Raw genomic sequence first — 16,650 nt, 5'->3', positions numbered from 1 at the left:
GGTCGTCGCACTCTCCGCAATCGCCTAGGAACTAGCCGCAGAACCTGCGTCGACAAAGCTCGACCGCAAGTGATCGCTGATTTTGAAGCAAGGCGCTTCTGATGTTTTGTCTGTCCAAACGTCAGGAGCAGTCGGTACTATCGACCGAAAATGAATAGTCCCTGCCCTTCAGCTGATAGATGTAATTCGCCAAGGATGCTTCGCCGGAACTGAACTTCGGTAGCAGGAAGTCGCAGAGGTCTGTGAGCTGGGCGGATTTGACGAGAGGTGGATCGAAATCGTCATCATCGTCGTCAAGATCGAAGAAATAGCTGTAGATATGATCGGTGAGGTCTATTTTCGTCAGCGTGGTCTTCTGGTCGATCTTCCTCGGCAGATCCTTGTTGGCAAAGATCACCGGATAGCGCTCCGTAAGGTAGGGGATTACAACTCGCTCCGTCACCGGTGTCGTGATCGCGATACCCATCAGCGGCAGTACGCTCAAGGCTATCGAAAACCTCCTGCCTGCCATCAATCCAAACAAAAGCCCCAGAGAACCCAACAACCCGCAAACGATTGCATAGATTTCCCATAGGGACAGCTCTGCCACGAATTCCATCATTCGCCCGTCGTCTTCACCAACCATCTTATTGATGAGACTATGGTACTACCAAATCGATATTTTTCACCAGCTAATTTGTACCGAATGCCATCAACAACCTGTGCGTTATGGCTAGCTGAAAAAGTCGACCCCGCGCCGAGGCCGCGCAATTAACGAGATTCAACAATGCAGATACAATCGGGGAGGCTTTACGCTCTAATTGCTTCGTTCGAAACTGAACGGCAGGCGCTGAGCTACCCACGGCCTTCCAATCTAGGCTACGCACAAAAACCCGGATTGCGGCGTTATACCCGGTTGGACTGATCTTTGGCCCAGCCGATCATTCCATTCAATGAACCAGCTTCGCAACGGGCGGAACAGTTTGCTCCGCGCTCTCGTGCCGTCCCGAAGTCGACCCGATGATAACCGCAACGACGGCGACCATTATGTAAATAATGACACCTTTAGGCTTTCGGTCCGATACGCAATGCCTTGTCGACTCTAGTGAACGCAGATGGTCAGACATCATGATCCTTTGGTATTGAAGGACACTCATTTAGTCGATCAGTGGTCCCTAATGAATATCCCGATTCGCGCATCTCCCTTGCAGCAGGCGAATACCGGGTCTTTTCTCGGATCCAAATTGTCCGGCAAAAAAGCCGACCCCATGCTCGCACGCAGCAGATAGAGCCGAAACCGAGTCCTGAAAAACTGCAGAACCAATGAAATCTATGGTGAGAGCGATGGGATTCGAACCCATGACCTACTGATTAAAAGTCAGTTGCTCTACCGACTGAGCTACGCTCTCCCTTTCCGCAGGCAGAGGCTGCCTCGGCTGGAAGTGCGCGGAACATATGCAGACGCCCTATTGTGGTCAACCCATAAAATTGTGGTTGCTGGCGACCGAAGATGCTTTTCCTCACCTCGCTACCGCGAAATGACGGCATCGAGCTAAAGAAATCGCCTATTATCAAGGAAAATCGGAAATCCGACGCCATAGATGGACGAGCTTCAACAAGGCAAACGATTCTCAAGGAGCCAAACAACCGTAACAATTTCCCTTAATAATCAGGGTTGCAATGAACGGATTGATCGGCTCGCCATCCGCAACAGTTGGGGTGCGAATCGTTTTTGGTGTATATCAGTTATTGTTAACAACCTGTCGGGCCCTCAGGAGGTTCTTTTATGGAAGACGCAAACGTCGGTTGGATTGCAGCAATTATCATCGGCGGCTTAGCTGGCTGGTTCGCCGAGATGATCATGAAAAGCAACACAGGCATCATCATGAACATCATCCTCGGCATCGTCGGCGCGCTTGTCGCCAGCTGGCTGTTCCGGACGCTCGGTATCGCGCTGCCGTTCCATGTATGGCTGAACTACCTGATCACAGGTTTCATCGGCGCCTGCATCCTGATTTTCGTCGGTCGACTGATCAGACGTTAGCGGCGCATCGGGCTGCACAAGCCCGAATTGGGAAGAGGAAAAAGGGAAGGCGGGCAAAACCCGCCTTTCCTTTTTTTATTGCTTGAGTTCTGCGAGACACAAGGGCTTCAGCAAGCCGTGGAAAAGTGTTCCGGCGCTCTTGAGACCTTTCCAAGCCGGACCTCGGCTCTATCTACCAAAAGGGAACCGAAAGGAGGTTGGAAATATGACGGAAAACGCCAATCGGACAACCACCCGCAAAGTCATCCGCGGCCGCCCCTACAGCATTGCGGAGTTTGCACGGAAGTATCGCCTCGATGATGCGGAGGCAAAGCGCCTCTTCTACAAGTTCGGTCCGTCGTCCACCGAACTGGACCTGCTCATGGCCGCCAAACGAAGGCCACCTACCCTTGCGACCGCAATCGGTCGGTAACACGCGGCTTTTCCTGCCAGCTTTGCGAAATGCCACCGAGATCGTCGACCGCAAAGCGAAGATCAGGCAGATGCGATATTCGGGCACGATGAACGGCCATGACGCTTGCCTTTGCAATTTTGCATGCTGATATATCACGCTTGGTTGCCTTCGAGGATGCTAGATGACACTGTGTGCCACCCAAGCATATGTCGGACGCAGCCTAGCATGCAGAATTCGCTTAGCCATCTCGCCTATCTCGCGTTGGAATACGCGATCGTGACGCTTGCGCTGAAGCCCGGCGCCCTCGTCACCGAAAAGCAGCTGATCGAAGTGGCGCAGCACGGGCGAACACCAGTGCGCGAGGCAATCCAGAAACTTGCATGGCAGGGATTGATCCACGTGCGGCCGCGCGTCGGCCTGCAGATCGCGGAGATTCGCCCGGAAGACCATCAATATGTCATGCAGGTGAGACGGGGGTTGGAGCCGATTGCAGCCTCGCTCGCTGCCACCCATGCCGATCCGGAGCAGCGCGAGCAGTTGCGGGAATGCGCCCGCCTGATGACGGAGTGCGCTGCCACCGGCGACCTTCCCGGCTTTTTCGCTGCCGATAAGGCCTTCGACGAGATTCTCGAGGCCGCCTGCCCCAACAACTTCATCACGGCGGCGCTCACACCCGTGCAGACCCATGCGCGCCGGCTGTGGTACTCTAAAGGGATGCATGACCGCATGGGCCAGGCGATCGCAATGCATATTCAGGCCATCGAAGCCATTCAGAGCGGTGATGCGAATGCTGCCGAGAGAGCTATGGCCTCACTTATTGATTATCTCAGCGGTACATGAAAAAGCGGCCTCGTTGCCAAAGCCGCCTTTCTTTCAGAATTTAAATAGTTCGTTGGATCAACCGACGAAAGCGCGTTCGATGACGAACTCAGCCGGCTTGTTGTTGGCACCTTCGTTCAGGCCGGCCTTTTCAAGAAGCCCCTTGGTGTCCTTCAGCATAGCAGAAGAGCCGCAGATCATGCCGCGATCGATCGCGGGATCGAGTGGCGGCACGCCGAGATCGCTGAAAAGCTTGCCATTCTCGATGAGATCGGTGATGCGACCGGTGAAGGGGAACTCCTCGCGGGTGACAGTCGCGTAATGACGCAGCTTGTCGCCAACCACTTCGCTCAGAATCTCGTCGTTGCGGATTTCCTCGACGAGATCGAAACCGTATTTCAGCTCGGCGACATCGCGCGTCGTGTGGGTGAGGATGACTTCCTCATACTTCTCATAGGTTTCCGGATCGCGGATCAGGCTCGCAAACGGCGCGATGCCGGTGCCGGTGGAGAACATGTACAGGCGACGGCCTGGGGTCAGCGCATCCAGAACCAGCGTACCGGTCGGCTTCTTGCGCATCAGCACTTCGTCGCCTGGCTTGATGTTCTGCAGATGCGAGGTCAGCGGACCATCCGGCACCTTGATGGAGAAGAATTCAAGCTCGTCGGCCCAGGCTGGGCTTGCGATCGAATAGGCGCGATACAGCGGCTTGCCATCGACCATCAGACCGATCATGGCGAATTCGCCGGAGCGGAAGCGGAAGCCTTGCGGCCGGGTCATGGTGAAGCGGAAGAGCCGGTCGGTATAATGCGTGACGCTCAGCACCTTCTCGGCGAAGACGCCGGCGGGCACTGCTGAAGCAAATTCATCTGTCTTTGCGGGGGCGTTCATTCTGTCTCGGATCCCGTATTAGTCTTACACGTATTCCCTGGCACGTCTTTCCTGGCAGGCTCATTTCGCGACGCTGATATTATAATATAGTCGGTTTTGAAAGGCATTCCATTCCAACCGACGACACAGGACTGAAATATGTATATTTCAGTCAAGATTCCAATTCACCGACCTTACATCATTCGAAAGGCCTGAATACGGCAATCCGACACCGTCAAATTGCCGCAACAGAGCGCGTCTTTCGACATCAGGCCGACTTCGCCGGCAAACGCCGCCAGCTGTAGGCCTGACCGCCTTCGGCGCGGCGTGCGGTCGGCTGGTAATAGTGCGGAATACCCGGCAAGCGGTTTTCCGACAATCTTTTCAGCGCGGTCTCATTCGTCACAGCGAAACTGTCGACGCCGACGCGCAGCATCAACGGTACCTGATCGATCAGCACGTCGCCGACGGCACGCAACTCCCTGGCATAACCCAGGCGCTGGCGCAGCAGCGAGGCATGGCTGAAGGCGCGACCATCGCTGAATGCCGGAAAGGCGACCGCGACGATATCGAGGCGATCGAGATAGGGCTGCAGCCGGGTGACATCGTCAGCCGGCTTGATGACGACGCCGAGGCCGACGTCGTTGCTTTCTTCAGCCCTTGCGATCAGCGCATCAATGCTCAGAAGAGGTTTCTGCGTCTCATTCGCCTTGACCTCGTCGGTCTCGATAACCCACGGATCATTTTCCACGAAACCGGTTTCCCGCCAGATCTTCGTCATGGTCAATCTCCTTACGCCGCTTCGGCTGCCGACGAGGACGCGCCGTAAAGCGCGGTCTTGAACGGCTGCGGCCCGACGCGACGATAGGCGACGAGGAAGGTTTCGGAGGGATCTAGGCGAAGGCCAAGATAGGTATCGACGATGGTCTCGATGGCATCCGTCACCTTGTCGGGCTCGAAGCCACGCCCGATGATTTCGCCGATCGACGTATTCTCGTCGCCGGAGCCGCCGAGCGTGATCTGGTAGAGTTCCGCGCCCTTCTTCTCCACACCAAGCAGGCCGATATGGCCGACATGGTGATGGCCGCAGGCATTGATGCAGCCGGAAATCTTGATCTTCAACTCGCCGATCTCGGCCTGGCGCTCAGGCGAGCCAAATCGCGCGGAAATCTCCTGCGCAACCGGGATCGAGCGCGCATTGGCAAGGGCGCAATAGTCGAGACCGGGACAGGCGATGATATCGGTGATCAGGCCGGCATTCGCCGTCTCCAGACCATTGGCCACCAAGCCACGATAGACGGCTTCGAGATCGGCCAATGCGACGTGCGGCAGGATCAGATTCTGCTCATGGCTGACGCGGATTTCGTCGAAGGCATATTCCTCGGCGATATCGGCGACGGCGTCCATCTGAGCATCCGAGGCATCGCCCGGAATGCCGCCGATCGGCTTCAGCGAGATCGTCACCATGCCGTAATCGGGATTCTTGTGCGGTTGCACATTCTGCTGCACCCAGCGGGCAAAGGCCGGATCGGCCTTCTTCCAGTGCGCCAGGCTTTCCCAGCCTTCGGCACGCTGTGGCAGTGCCGGCGGCGCGAAATAGGCGGAGATGGCCTGAACATCGGCTTCCGGCAGCTTCAGTTCGGTGTCTTTCAGCTTGTCGAATTCGACCTCGACCTGACGTGCCAGTTCTTCGGCGCCGGTTTCATGCACGAGGATCTTGATGCGCGCCTTGTACTTGTTGTCGCGGCGGCCATGCAGGTTGTAAACACGCATGATCGCCGTCGTGTAGGACAGGAGATCCTCTTCCGGGAGGAAGTCGCGGATGAGTTTGGCGACGAGCGGCGTGCGGCCCTGCCCGCCTCCGACGTAGACAGCAAAGCCGATCTCGCCCTTGTTATTCTTCTTCAGATGCAGGCCGATATCATGCACCTGGATCGCGGCGCGGTCGCGCTCCGCACCGGTGACGGCGATCTTGAACTTGCGCGGCAGGAACGAGAATTCCGGATGAACCGACGACCACTGGCGCAGAATTTCGGCGTAGGGTCGGGGGTCGGCGACTTCGTCAGCCGCGGCGCCGGCGAAATGGTCGGCCGTCACGTTGCGAATGCAGTTGCCCGAAGTCTGGATGGCGTGCATTTCGACCGAAGCGAGATCGGCCAGCGCATCGGGCATTTCGGAGAGCTTCGGCCAGTTGAACTGCAGGTTCTGACGCGTGGTGAAGTGGCCGTAACCGCGGTCATAGGTGCGCGCGACGTGGGCGAGCATGCGCATCTGGCGCGAGCTCAGCGTGCCATAGGGAATGGCGATGCGCAGCATGTAGGCATGAAGCTGCAGATAGACGCCGTTCATCAGGCGCAGCGGCTTGAAGGCATCTTCCGAAAGCTCACCCGAGAGGCGTCGCTCCACCTGATCGCGGAACTGGGCAACCCGTTCCGCAACGAAGGCGTGGTCGAATTCATCGTAACGATACATGATTTCCTCGGGACTTCTCAGACTGCAATGAAATCGGGATCGGCCGCGGCGTAGCCCGGCGCGTATTCCATGGTTGGGCCTTCGGCGCGGATACGCTCGCGCAAGCGCAGCGGCCAGAGCTTGCCGCCGGTTTCCTGTACGTCGATCAGATTGACGTCGACAACCTTGTTGTCGGCATAGGCCTGCTTGCCGATCGCTTCCAGAGCGGCTTCCGCTTCGGCATGGCGAGCGACCAGCGCTTCCTGCAGCGATACCACCCACTCACCATTTGCGTTCAGCCAGACGGCGACGCCATCGGTGAGCCGGTTTGCGGTCAGAACCTTGTCGACCATTAATCAGTTCCTTGCATAGTCTCGAGCAGCGGCCTCGCGACGGACCAGTGGCTCGGATTGTTCAAAATTCGCGCCGGCGACGGCATCGCCGATAATAACCATGACCGGCCCGCCCAGCTCATCGCGGTGCTCGAGATCAGGCAGATCCCGCAATATACCGTGCATCAAGCGGCGATCGCGCCGGCTGGCATTCTCGATGATGGCAACGGTCGTCTCGGGCGGCAAACCGGCCTGCATAAGACGGCCGGCGACGGAAGCGGCAACCGTGCGTCCCATATATACGGCAATCGTGGCGCCGGATACAGCCAGGCTTGCCCAATCGGGCAGCACGTCGCCTGTAAGATCGTGACCCGTCGTAAAGACCAGCGAAGAGGCAACGCCGCGCAGCGTCAGCGGCAGTTCGAAATCGGCAGCAGCAGCGAAGGCCGAGGTGATGCCGGGAACGATCTCATAGCCGATGCCGGCGGCACGCAGGGCCGCCATTTCCTCGCCTGCACGGCCATAAACCAGCGGATCGCCCGACTTCAGCCGTACGACGCGCTTGCCTTCGCGGCCAAGCTGCACCAACAGATCGTTGATCTCTTCCTGCGACTTGCTGTGGCATCCCTTGCGCTTGCCGACGGACAGACGCTCAGCATCGCGCCGTCCCATATCGACGATCGCCTGTGGCACAAGCGCGTCATAGACGATGACATCGGCTTCCATCATCACGCGCTGCGCCCGCAAGGTCAGCAGATCTTCCGCACCTGGGCCGGCGCCGACCAGCCAGACGCGGCCCTCAACCTCACGCGACGACTGCAGCAACTCATCGGCCGCCTGCTCGGCCTGCGCGATATGGCCCGCATTGACGGCATCGGCGACAGGTCCTGAAAAGAACTGCCGCCAGAACATGCGGCGGGCAACGCCGCGCGGCACAAGGTGCTCGACCGGCTTGCGGAAACGCGTCGCAAGCTCAGCCAGCTTGCCGAGCGACGGCGACAGCATCTGGTCGATCTGCGCGCGGATCATTTGCGCCAGTACCGGACCGGCGCCTTCCGTGCCGATGGCAACGGCCACGGGAGCGCGATTGACCAGCGCCGGCGTGTAGAAATCGCAGTAATCGGGCTGATCGACGGCGTTTGCCGGAACTCTCTCGGCGCGGGCGGCATCGACAATCGCGCGATCCGCCGCAGCGTCACCGGTGGCGGCAAAGACCAGCGCGGCGCCCTTGATCTGATCCGATGAGAAATCGCCGCGTACGGTTTCAATCCGGTTGGCGATGAGGAAGGCGTGATAGTCAGCCTCGGGCGACTGCACATAGGCAACGATTCTCGCCTGCGTATTCAGAAGCAGCCGCACCTTGGCAAAGGCTTCGTCGCCATTGCCGAAGACAGCCGTAACCCTTCCTTCCACACGGAAGAAGGCGGGGAACGCCGAAAGCTGTTCAGTCCTGGGAGGCATCGTTATTCCACTTCGAGATTTGGCGAATATCGCCCTTGCGGCCAAGAGATTGAAGAAACAGAAATTCTAATGCCTATGCATGCGCGTATTCTTTTGCTCGACATCTCAAGGATTTGAGCAAAACTCACCAGACGAGCAGATCGAGATAAATATAGGAAATCTATAGACTTTTATCATTGACTGACGTCTGCGGTGATTTTATTGCCTGTGACAAATGCGGTCCATACGTCATTTGCGCATTCCGTCGAGTGGGCAATGCCGATAGACTATAGCCGAAATTCCTGGAGGAAATCCTTGTCCGACAATAGCATCGCAGCCCGCCTTCTTGACGTCGTGGAGCACGACATCCTGCCCCTGACCCGCAAGGGCGTGGCGGCCGGCAACAAGGTGTTCGGCGCGGCCATCCTGCGCAAATCCGACCTTTCGCTCGTCATCGCTGAAACGAACAATGAGTTGGAGAACCCGCTCTGGCACGGCGAAGTCCATGCCCTCAAGCGCTTCTACGAGCTCGGCGAAAAGCCCGTGACCAAGGATCTGATCTTCCTGTCCACCCATGAGCCCTGCACCATGTGCATGTCGGCGATCACCTGGGCCGGGTTCGACAATTTCTATTATTTCTTCAGCCACGAGGACTCTCGCGACGCCTTCGCGATCCCGCATGATCTCAAGATTCTGAAGGAAGTCTTCGGCCTGGAACCTGGTGGTTATCGCCGCCAAAACGCTTTCTGGAACAGCTTTGCCATCTCTGACCTCGTAGAGACGGAAGATGATCCGCGCAAGGGCGAGTTGAAGGACCAGACAGCGCGCATCAAGGCAGCCTATGCCGGATTGTCCGACAGCTACCAGGCGTCTAAGAGCGACAACGACATCCCCTTGAATTGACAGAGCAAGACCCGAGGCAATGATGGAAGCATCGCGAGACATTTCCGGCCTGATCGACATCATGGCGGCGCTGCGAAATCCCGAGAGCGGCTGCCCATGGGATATCGTCCAGACCTTCGAAACCATCAAGCCCTATACCATCGAAGAAGCCTACGAAGTGGCGGATGCGATCGAGCGGAAGGATAACGACGATCTCTGCGACGAGCTCGGCGATCTCCTGCTGCAGGTCGTATTCCATGCCCGGATCGCCGAGGAGGCCGGCGCATTTTCCTTTGGTGACGTCGTGCACGCCATCACCCGCAAGATGATCCGCCGCCATCCGCATGTCTTTGCCGTCTCCGATGCGAAGACCGAGGACGCGGTGACGCTGCAATGGGATAGGATCAAGGCCGAGGAGAAGCGGGAGCGGGCCGAACGTCGTGCCAAGAGCGGTATCACGGAGGATTTCAAGGCCGGCTTCCTGGGCTCGGTGCAGCGGACGTTCCCTGCCCTGACGGAAGCGTTGAAACTGCAGGAGCGGGCCGCCAAGGTCGGCTTCGACTGGTCGGCACCGGAGCCCATCCTCGACAAGATCGAGGAGGAGATCGGCGAATTGCGGGCAGCGCTCGCAAGCGGCGACAAGGCCAAGGTCAGCGACGAACTCGGCGACCTGATCTTTGCCGTCGTCAATATCGGACGGCATGTGAATACCGATCCGGAACAAGCCCTACGCGGCACGAATACGAAGTTCCGCCGCCGCTTCCATCACATCGAAACGACGCTCGATGCGGAAGGCGAGACGCTGGAAGGCGCCTCGCTGGAGCGGATGGAAGAGATCTGGCAGTTGGCAAAAGCGATAGAGCGGCAACTCGCAGGCGTGAAAACGGCCTGAAGCGCGCCGCGATCCTTCGGATTCGCTTCTTGCGCTTCTGGCTCGGGTCTTTCGCATGTCGTTATTGCAAAACCGCTTCACACTTTTGCGCGACATGCGGAATGCCGCCTATTCCCAATCCTCGCGCTGCGGTTTGGGACCATTACCCATGCGCCGCTCCAGCTCAGCCGCCTCGGTTTCGGTCAACCGGACGTCGAGCGTCACGGTGCCGTCCTCATTATCTTCACGGTTATCGACGATGGCATGATTGTAGAGCCAAGGCAGCAGCGCCAGCTTTTCGACAGGAAGCGTGATCGTCGTTTCCGTGAGCACGCCGGACAGGCGGCGACTGATTTCGTCCATCAGGCGATCGACGCCCTCACCGCTCATCGCAGAGACGGCAATGACGTTCTCGGTGGTCGATGCCTTCTGCACGATGGCGTCATGCGCTTCCGGCTCGAGCCGATCGATCTTGTTCCAGACCTCGAGGATGCGCTCCGCACCTTCGGCCTCACCGATGCCGAGATCGCCGAGAATGCGCATGACATCGGCACTCTGAGCCTGATTGTCATCATCCGAGAGATCGCGCACATGCAGGATGAGATCGGCTTCCAACACTTCTTCGAGCGTCGCTCTGAAAGCGGCCACCAGGTGAGTCGGAAGATCGGAGATAAAGCCGACGGTGTCGGAGAGGATGACGGTGCGGCCATGCGGCAGCTTCATGCGCCGCAGCGTCGGATCGAGCGTTGCAAACAGCATGTCTTCCGCCAGCACGCCGGCGCCGGTGATACGGTTGAACAGCGTCGACTTGCCGGCGTTGGTATAGCCGACGAGAGCCACGATCGGATGCGGCACCTTCCGGCGCTTGGCGCGATGAAGCTGGCGAGTGCGGACCACCTGCTCCAGCTCGCGCTCCAGCCGGATTATCCGTTCCTGCAGCATGCGCCGGTCGGCTTCGATCTGGGTTTCACCCGGGCCGCCCATAAAGCCAGCGCCGCCGCGCTGGCGTTCAAGGTGGGTCCAGCTTCGGACCAGCCGGCCCTTCTGATAGTTCAGATGCGCAAGCTCGACCTGCAGCGTGCCTTCCTTGGTGGAGGCGCGGCGGCCGAAGATTTCGAGGATGAGGCCCGTGCGGTCGATGACCTTGGCGTTCCATGCCTTCTCGAGATTGCGCTGCTGTACCGGCGTCAACGGATGATCGACGATGACGAGGCCGGCGTTGAACTCGTCAAGCAGCGCGTGAATCTCTTCGATCTTGCCGGTTCCGAGCAGCGTTGCCGGTCGCGGATCGTTGATCGGGACGATGGAGCCATTGACGACATCGAGATCGATGGCGAGTGCGAGGCCCTTGGCCTCTTCCAGCCGGCTTTCGGGCGGGCGCGAAACGGAGATGGCACTGTCGGCCTGGGCGGAACGCGCGGCGCGCGCCTGTTTTAGCACAGGCACGACGACAACTGCGCGCATATCATCCCGGTGCTTTACGGTCTCCGGGATGAGGGAATCATTTTTGGTATCGCGTGTCGTGATAGTAGCAAGTCCCGGTTAGGAAGCGGCTTCTTCGCTCTCGAACATCTGCATCGGCTGACCCGGCATGATCGTCGAGATCGCGTGCTTGTAGACGAGCTGCGAATGGCCATCACGGCGGAGCAGGACACAGAAATTGTCGAAGGAGGTTACGACACCCGTGAGCTTCACACCGTTAATCAAGAAAATTGTCAGTGAAATCTTTTGCTTGCGAACAGTATTGAGAAATAGGTCCTGCAAGTTCTGAGAACGTTCCGCCATCGCGCCGCTTCTTTCTTTTTTGCCGACCGAGGTCGGTTAAATGTCATGATATACAGAGGTCCCGGACAGGAGATACCCTCATTCTCTCCCCCCAGCGAATGTTGGTATCAAATCGCAGTCTTTTCCGCAACGTCGAAAAAGGCTTCACGAATTTTCTGTGACATGCTGCCCGGATGACCATTGGCAATCGTCTCGCCGTCGATAGAAACGACCGGAAAACAGATACTTGTCGCCGCTGTTATGAAGACTTCACGGGCCTTCATCATCTCTTCGACCGAGAAGAATCGCTCGACAATCGTCACTTCAAGCTTGGCTGCGACGTCCATCAGAGTCGTTCGCGTGATGCCGCGAAGGATGCCGTGCTCGGCGGGGCGAGTGACGAGGTTTCCATCATGATCGACGATCCAGACATTGGTGGCGGCCCCTTCCTTCACCATGCCGTTATGGTCGATATAGATCGCTTCCTGCGCGCCGGCTTCCTTGGCCTGCTGGCGGGCCATCGCATTCGCAAGCAGGCCGACCGACTTGATATCCACCCGGTCCCAGCGGTTATCGCGAACGGTGATTGCCTTGATGCCATTGGCATTCTTCTTGGCAATCACCGACTGATCGGTACTCTTGGCGGTCACGACGATCGAAGACGGCGTGCCATCAGGCGGAAAGACGTGATCGCGCCGGGCCACGCCGCGCGTTACCTGCAGGTAGAACAGGCCATTGCGGACGTGATTGCGACGCAGCGTCTCGCGAATCACCAGAATCAAGGCCTGGCGCGTCATCGGCCAGGCAATGCGAAGCTCGCTCAGCGACCGGTTGAGGCGATCGAGATGGCGCGTCATGTCGACGATCACGCCGTGACGAACCTCGCACACCTCATAGACGCCATCAGCAAACTGATAGCCGCGATCTTCGATATGCACCATGGCATCGCTGTGCCTGACGTAACGGCCGTTGACATAAGCTATTCTCGGCATGGAAGCCCCTGATCCGAATTCTTTGACGTTTAAAAGTCGGGGATGTTTGAAAGTCGGGCGACTGATCAGACGCCCAACGACTTCAGCTTGCGATGCAGCGCGGAACGCTCCATGCCGACAAATTCCGCCGTGCGCGAGATATTGCCGCCAAAACGGTTGATCTGGGCGATGAGATAATCGCGCTCGAACATTTCACGTGCTTCGCGCAGCGGCAGCGTCATGATGTGATAGTCGTTCTTGGCGGAGACCTTCGGCAGCATGTCGCCGAGGTCGGTCGGCAGCATTTCCGCCGTGATCGGCGTGTCCGCACCATCGGAGCGCGCCAGGATCATCAGCCGCTCGATGTTGTTGCGCAGCTGGCGGATGTTGCCGGGCCAGTCATGTGCCTGCAGCACGGCCATAGCGTCATCGCCGATCCGACGAGGGCGAATGCCGGCCTGTTCAGAAATCTGGCGCATCAGCTGGTCGACGAGGAAAGGGATATCTTCCCGGCGCTCGGCAAGAGCCGGCACGCGGACAGGCACGACAGCGAGGCGGTGGTAAAGATCCTCCCGGAACAGACCTTCGGCAATGCGGCTCTCGAGATTATAGGCCGTGGACGAGATAATACGCACATCCACCTTGACGCGCTTGGAACCGCCGACGCGCTCGAACTGCTGATCGACAAGCACGCGGAGAATCTTGTTCTGCGTTTCGCGCGGCATTTCGCCGACTTCGTCGAGATAGAGGATACCGCGATGGGCCTCTTCCAAAGCGCCGATCTTGCGCGCCTGTCCCGGCGAGCCCTCCGTGCCAAACAGAGCGATTTCCATGCGCTCCGGCGTGATGGTCGCCGCATTCAGCGCCACGAAGGGACCGTTGGCACGCGTCGACTTCTTGTGGATCATGCGGGCCACCAGTTCCTTGCCGGAACCGGATGGGCCAAAAATCATCACGCGGCTGTTGGTCGGCGAAACCTTGTCGATCGTCTGGCGCAGCTGCGAAACGGCGACCGACGTGCCGATCAGCTCGACAGCATCGCCGGTACGGCGCTTCAGCTCGGAAACCTCGCGCTTGAGCTTCGAGTTTTCCAAAGCACGCTCGGCAATGAGGATCAATCGATCCGCCTTGAAGGGCTTCTCGATGAAATCGAAGGCGCCGCGCTTGATGGCGGAGACGGCCGTCTCGATATTGCCATGACCCGAAATCATGACCACGGGCAGCTCCGGATGGCGCGCCTTGATCTCGTCGAGCAGCGCAAGACCGTCGAGCTTGCTGCCCTGCATCCAGATATCGAGGAAGATCAGCCGTGGCGCGCGGTCGGAAATCGCGGCAAGCGCACTATCGCTGTCATGTGCGGTTCGGGTTTCGTGCCCTTCATCCGAAAGAATTCCCGAAACGATTTCGCGAATGTCTTCCTCGTCGTCCACCACGAGAATGTCAGATGCCATAGACGCTTTCCTTGTCACTTGCTGTCTGGGCGACGGCGGCCTGCTCACGGCGCGGCAGATGCACGCGGATCATGGCCCCCCTGCCCTGGTCGAAATCGGCCGGCGCGTCGTGGAGTTCGATCTGCCCGCCATGGTCTTCAATGATCTTCTTGACGATGGCGAGCCCGAGGCCCGTGCCCTTTTCGCGCATCGTCATATAGGGTTCGAGAATGCTGTGCCGGTTCTCGACCGGCAGGCCGCGGCCGTTGTCGATGACATCGACAGTAAAGCGATCGCGGTCCGGGTCCAGGGACGAACGCACCAGGATCTTCGGCTGCTCGCGCGCCTGATCGCTCGGTACGCCCTCGATCGCCTCGACGGCATTCTTGATCAGATTGCCGAAGGCCTGGCCAAGCATTCGCGCATCGAACATGCCCTCCAGCCGTTCGTCGCCCAGCTCACGCTCGAATTTGACGTGATTGTTGCCCATTTCGCGCAGGAACACGGCATCGCGCAGAATATCGCGCAGATCGGTCGGCTCCATGGTCGGCTTCGGCATGCGGGCAAAGGAGGAGAACTCATCGACCATGCGGCCGATATCGCCTACCTGCCGAATGATCGTATCCGTGCACTGGTCGAAGACCGGACGGTCGGCATCGGCGATATTCTTGCCGAAGCGGCGGCGGATGCGCTCGGCCGACAGCTGGATCGGCGTCAACGGGTTCTTGATCTCGTGCGCGATGCGGCGCGCAACGTCGGCCCAGGCCGTCGAGCGCTGCGCGATGACGAGATCGGTGATGTCATCGAGCGTGATGACATAGGATTCATTGGCGTCGCGCGATTCCTCGCGCGTCACCTGGACGCTCAGCGTACGCACAGTTCCGCCGCGAACGAGACTGATCTGCTTGCGAAAATCGCTGCGATGGCGTGTCGTCGCTTCTGTGACAACCTGATCGACCTCGGGGGCCATATCCGACAGATTCTTACCGATGAGCTCGTCGCTCTTCAGTGTCAGCAGGTCTTCGGCCGAGGTGTTGACGATGGTGATGCGCCGATCGTGCTCGACGCCGATCACGGCTGCCGTCACACCTGAGAGCACGGCTTCGATGAAGCGGCGACGGTCGTCGACCTCATCCTTCGCTTCCAGAATTTCGTCTCGCTGCGTGCGGATTTCCGAGATCATCTTGTTGAAGGTGCGCGACAGGCTGCCGACGTCGCCATCGGCCGAGCGTACGGGCACCAGCACGTTCATATTGCCCGAGGCAACATTGTCTGCGGCACTGATGAGAAGGCGGATCGGCCGCACGATACGGTCAGCAATCGCAATCGCGGTCCAGATCGCGGCCAACAGCACGATGAGGGCGAAGCCGATATAGAGGACGGCGAACGCGATCTGCAGCGACATGCGCCCAGCTTCCATCGCCTTGTATTCGACGGTGTTGTCTTCCACCATCCGCATGGCGTTCATGACGCGCGGATCGACCGCACGCACGGTATAGAGAAACGAACCTGGAAGCTCGTCCAACTTGATGACCGCGCCGACGAGGTTGGTCACACCGGGCGGGATGAGCGTCGGCTGACCATTGGCCGAGGAATCGAGCGCATCCTTCGGAATGGCCGGTAGCGGGCGTTCGGTCTTGATCTCGGCCTGGACGATGGCGGTACCGTCGCGGCGCACGAGGAAGGCGCCCAGCAAGCCGCGTCCGCGCGCCTGCCGGGTCATCAGATCGGCAAAACCGGTGCGATCGAGGTTGAAGAGCGAGCGGTTGCGCTCCAGATCGTTCGCCATCGAGACGGTCTGACCCTGCAGGTAGCTCGCATTTTCCATCAAATAGGCTTGTGCAACATTTTGCGAAGAGCTGATGATCTGCTGAGTTCGCACACCGAACCAGCGATCAAGACCGACATTGAGCGTCAGACTGGCAACGATGGCCACGAGAATCGCCGGTGTGATCGCAACGATCGAGAAAAGAACGACGATACGGATATGCAGGCGGGCTGCCGCACGCCCGCGGCTGCGCGCCTTCATCAGCCGCGCCACCTCGCGGGCAATCAGAGCGATCAGCCCCAGCACGAACAGGCCGTTGATAACGACCGAGGTAAAGACGACTGACGAGGTGGGTGCGATCGGCGTCAGCCCGAGAAGCATCAACAAGGTCGCGATGGCGCACAGAAGAGCGCCGCCGGCCAAGATCAGACCAGGTAGGGCAAAGGAAGCACGACGGTCCGTCACTTTGACGACCGCCTCGTCGCTCGCCGCCGGCGACACCGCGTCCTGCATCATTCCCATCAATCTCCACGCCCGAGCGACGGTCGGCGCCCTGGTCAAATCGCATGGCCCTAGTTGGCATTCATGCGAGCGACAGGCAGAGGCGTGAACTGTCGTCCGGTTTCGCACAGAAG

General features: G+C 58.9%; 16 protein-coding genes and 1 tRNA gene. 5 read left to right on the top strand and 12 right to left on the bottom strand.

What is annotated here, in order from left to right; translation table 11 throughout:
• Nucleotides 1-121 precede the first annotated feature (121 nt).
• Nucleotides 122-484 carry a hypothetical protein gene (locus GA0061100_RS10290; RefSeq protein ID WP_244557796.1) on the bottom strand — a complete coding sequence of 121 codons (363 nt, stop codon included), beginning with the start codon at nucleotides 482-484 and terminating at the stop codon, nucleotides 122-124.
• Between the two features lie 828 nt (nucleotides 485-1,312).
• Nucleotides 1,313-1,388: transfer RNA gene (locus tag GA0061100_RS10285), tRNA-Lys, on the bottom strand.
• Between the two features lie 377 nt (nucleotides 1,389-1,765).
• Between GA0061100_RS10285 and GA0061100_RS10280 the strand changes: the two genes are divergently transcribed.
• The 3 genes from GA0061100_RS10280 (at nucleotide 1,766) to GA0061100_RS10270 (ending at nucleotide 3,257) form a co-directional block, all read left to right on the top strand.
• Nucleotides 1,766-2,023, top strand: a complete 258-nt coding sequence (locus GA0061100_RS10280) for a GlsB/YeaQ/YmgE family stress response membrane protein (RefSeq protein ID WP_075852549.1) — start codon at nucleotides 1,766-1,768, stop codon at nucleotides 2,021-2,023.
• Nucleotides 2,024-2,228: 205 nt separating this feature from the next.
• A complete protein-coding gene (locus GA0061100_RS10275; protein WP_075852548.1) occupies nucleotides 2,229-2,435 on the top strand; it encodes a hypothetical protein in 207 nt (68 codons plus the stop codon).
• Between the two features lie 207 nt (nucleotides 2,436-2,642).
• A complete protein-coding gene (locus GA0061100_RS10270; RefSeq protein WP_075852547.1) occupies nucleotides 2,643-3,257 on the top strand; it encodes a GntR family transcriptional regulator in 615 nt (204 codons plus the stop codon).
• Between the two features lie 57 nt (nucleotides 3,258-3,314).
• On the opposite strand, the gene GA0061100_RS10265 is transcribed toward GA0061100_RS10270, so the two are convergent.
• The 5 genes from GA0061100_RS10265 to cysG form a co-directional block, all read right to left on the bottom strand.
• Entirely contained in the window at nucleotides 3,315-4,127 is an 813-nt protein-coding gene (locus GA0061100_RS10265) for a ferredoxin--NADP reductase (RefSeq protein ID WP_075852546.1), read from the bottom strand.
• Nucleotides 4,128-4,374: 247 nt separating this feature from the next.
• Complete coding sequence (locus GA0061100_RS10260; protein WP_075852545.1) at nucleotides 4,375-4,887, bottom strand: DUF934 domain-containing protein; 513 nt, start codon at nucleotides 4,885-4,887, stop codon at nucleotides 4,375-4,377.
• 11 nt (nucleotides 4,888-4,898) lie between these two features.
• Nucleotides 4,899-6,578: a nitrite/sulfite reductase gene (locus GA0061100_RS10255; RefSeq protein WP_075852544.1), complete on the bottom strand. Its 1,680-nt coding sequence runs from the start codon at nucleotides 6,576-6,578 to the stop codon at nucleotides 4,899-4,901.
• 17 nt (nucleotides 6,579-6,595) lie between these two features.
• Entirely contained in the window at nucleotides 6,596-6,910 is a 315-nt protein-coding gene (locus GA0061100_RS10250) for a DUF2849 domain-containing protein (protein ID WP_075852543.1), read from the bottom strand.
• Between the two features lie 3 nt (nucleotides 6,911-6,913).
• Nucleotides 6,914-8,350 (bottom strand): siroheme synthase CysG, encoded by a 1,437-nt coding sequence (gene cysG, locus GA0061100_RS10245; RefSeq protein WP_075852542.1) that lies wholly within the window; start codon nucleotides 8,348-8,350, stop codon nucleotides 6,914-6,916.
• Between the two features lie 294 nt (nucleotides 8,351-8,644).
• Between cysG and GA0061100_RS10240 the strand changes: the two genes are divergently transcribed.
• Both GA0061100_RS10240 and mazG read left to right on the top strand, forming a co-directional pair.
• On the top strand, nucleotides 8,645-9,232 hold the full coding sequence (locus GA0061100_RS10240; RefSeq protein ID WP_075852541.1) for a deaminase: 588 nt from the start codon (nucleotides 8,645-8,647) through the stop codon (nucleotides 9,230-9,232).
• Nucleotides 9,233-9,254: 22 nt separating this feature from the next.
• Entirely contained in the window at nucleotides 9,255-10,103 is an 849-nt protein-coding gene (gene mazG / locus GA0061100_RS10235) for a nucleoside triphosphate pyrophosphohydrolase (protein WP_075852540.1), read from the top strand.
• Nucleotides 10,104-10,211: 108 nt separating this feature from the next.
• Here the strand turns inward: mazG and hflX are convergent, their stop codons facing one another.
• The 5 genes from hflX to GA0061100_RS10210 form a co-directional block, all read right to left on the bottom strand.
• Nucleotides 10,212-11,546 carry a GTPase HflX gene (gene hflX / locus GA0061100_RS10230; RefSeq protein ID WP_075852539.1) on the bottom strand — a complete coding sequence of 445 codons (1,335 nt, stop codon included), beginning with the start codon at nucleotides 11,544-11,546 and terminating at the stop codon, nucleotides 10,212-10,214.
• Between the two features lie 78 nt (nucleotides 11,547-11,624).
• Nucleotides 11,625-11,867 carry an RNA chaperone Hfq gene (gene hfq / locus GA0061100_RS10225; RefSeq protein ID WP_003539403.1) on the bottom strand — a complete coding sequence of 81 codons (243 nt, stop codon included), beginning with the start codon at nucleotides 11,865-11,867 and terminating at the stop codon, nucleotides 11,625-11,627.
• A gap of 107 nt (nucleotides 11,868-11,974) precedes the next feature.
• Nucleotides 11,975-12,838, bottom strand: a complete 864-nt coding sequence (locus tag GA0061100_RS10220; RefSeq protein WP_075852538.1) for a D-amino-acid transaminase — start codon at nucleotides 12,836-12,838, stop codon at nucleotides 11,975-11,977.
• Between the two features lie 65 nt (nucleotides 12,839-12,903).
• A complete protein-coding gene (ntrX, locus tag GA0061100_RS10215) occupies nucleotides 12,904-14,268 on the bottom strand; it encodes a nitrogen assimilation response regulator NtrX (RefSeq protein ID WP_075852537.1) in 1,365 nt (454 codons plus the stop codon).
• Nucleotides 14,258-16,531: a sensor histidine kinase NtrY-like gene (locus GA0061100_RS10210; RefSeq protein WP_075852536.1), complete on the bottom strand. Its 2,274-nt coding sequence runs from the start codon at nucleotides 16,529-16,531 to the stop codon at nucleotides 14,258-14,260. Before GA0061100_RS10210 ends, ntrX begins: the two co-directional genes overlap by 11 nt.
• Between the last annotated feature and the right edge of the window lie 119 nt (nucleotides 16,532-16,650).

Origin of the sequence: Martinezella hainanensis (assembly GCF_900094555.1) — a bacterium.
In the GTDB taxonomy this organism is placed as follows: Bacteria; Pseudomonadota; Alphaproteobacteria; order Rhizobiales; family Rhizobiaceae; genus Rhizobium; species Rhizobium hainanense.
This window is presented reverse-complemented; position numbering and strand designations above follow the sequence as displayed.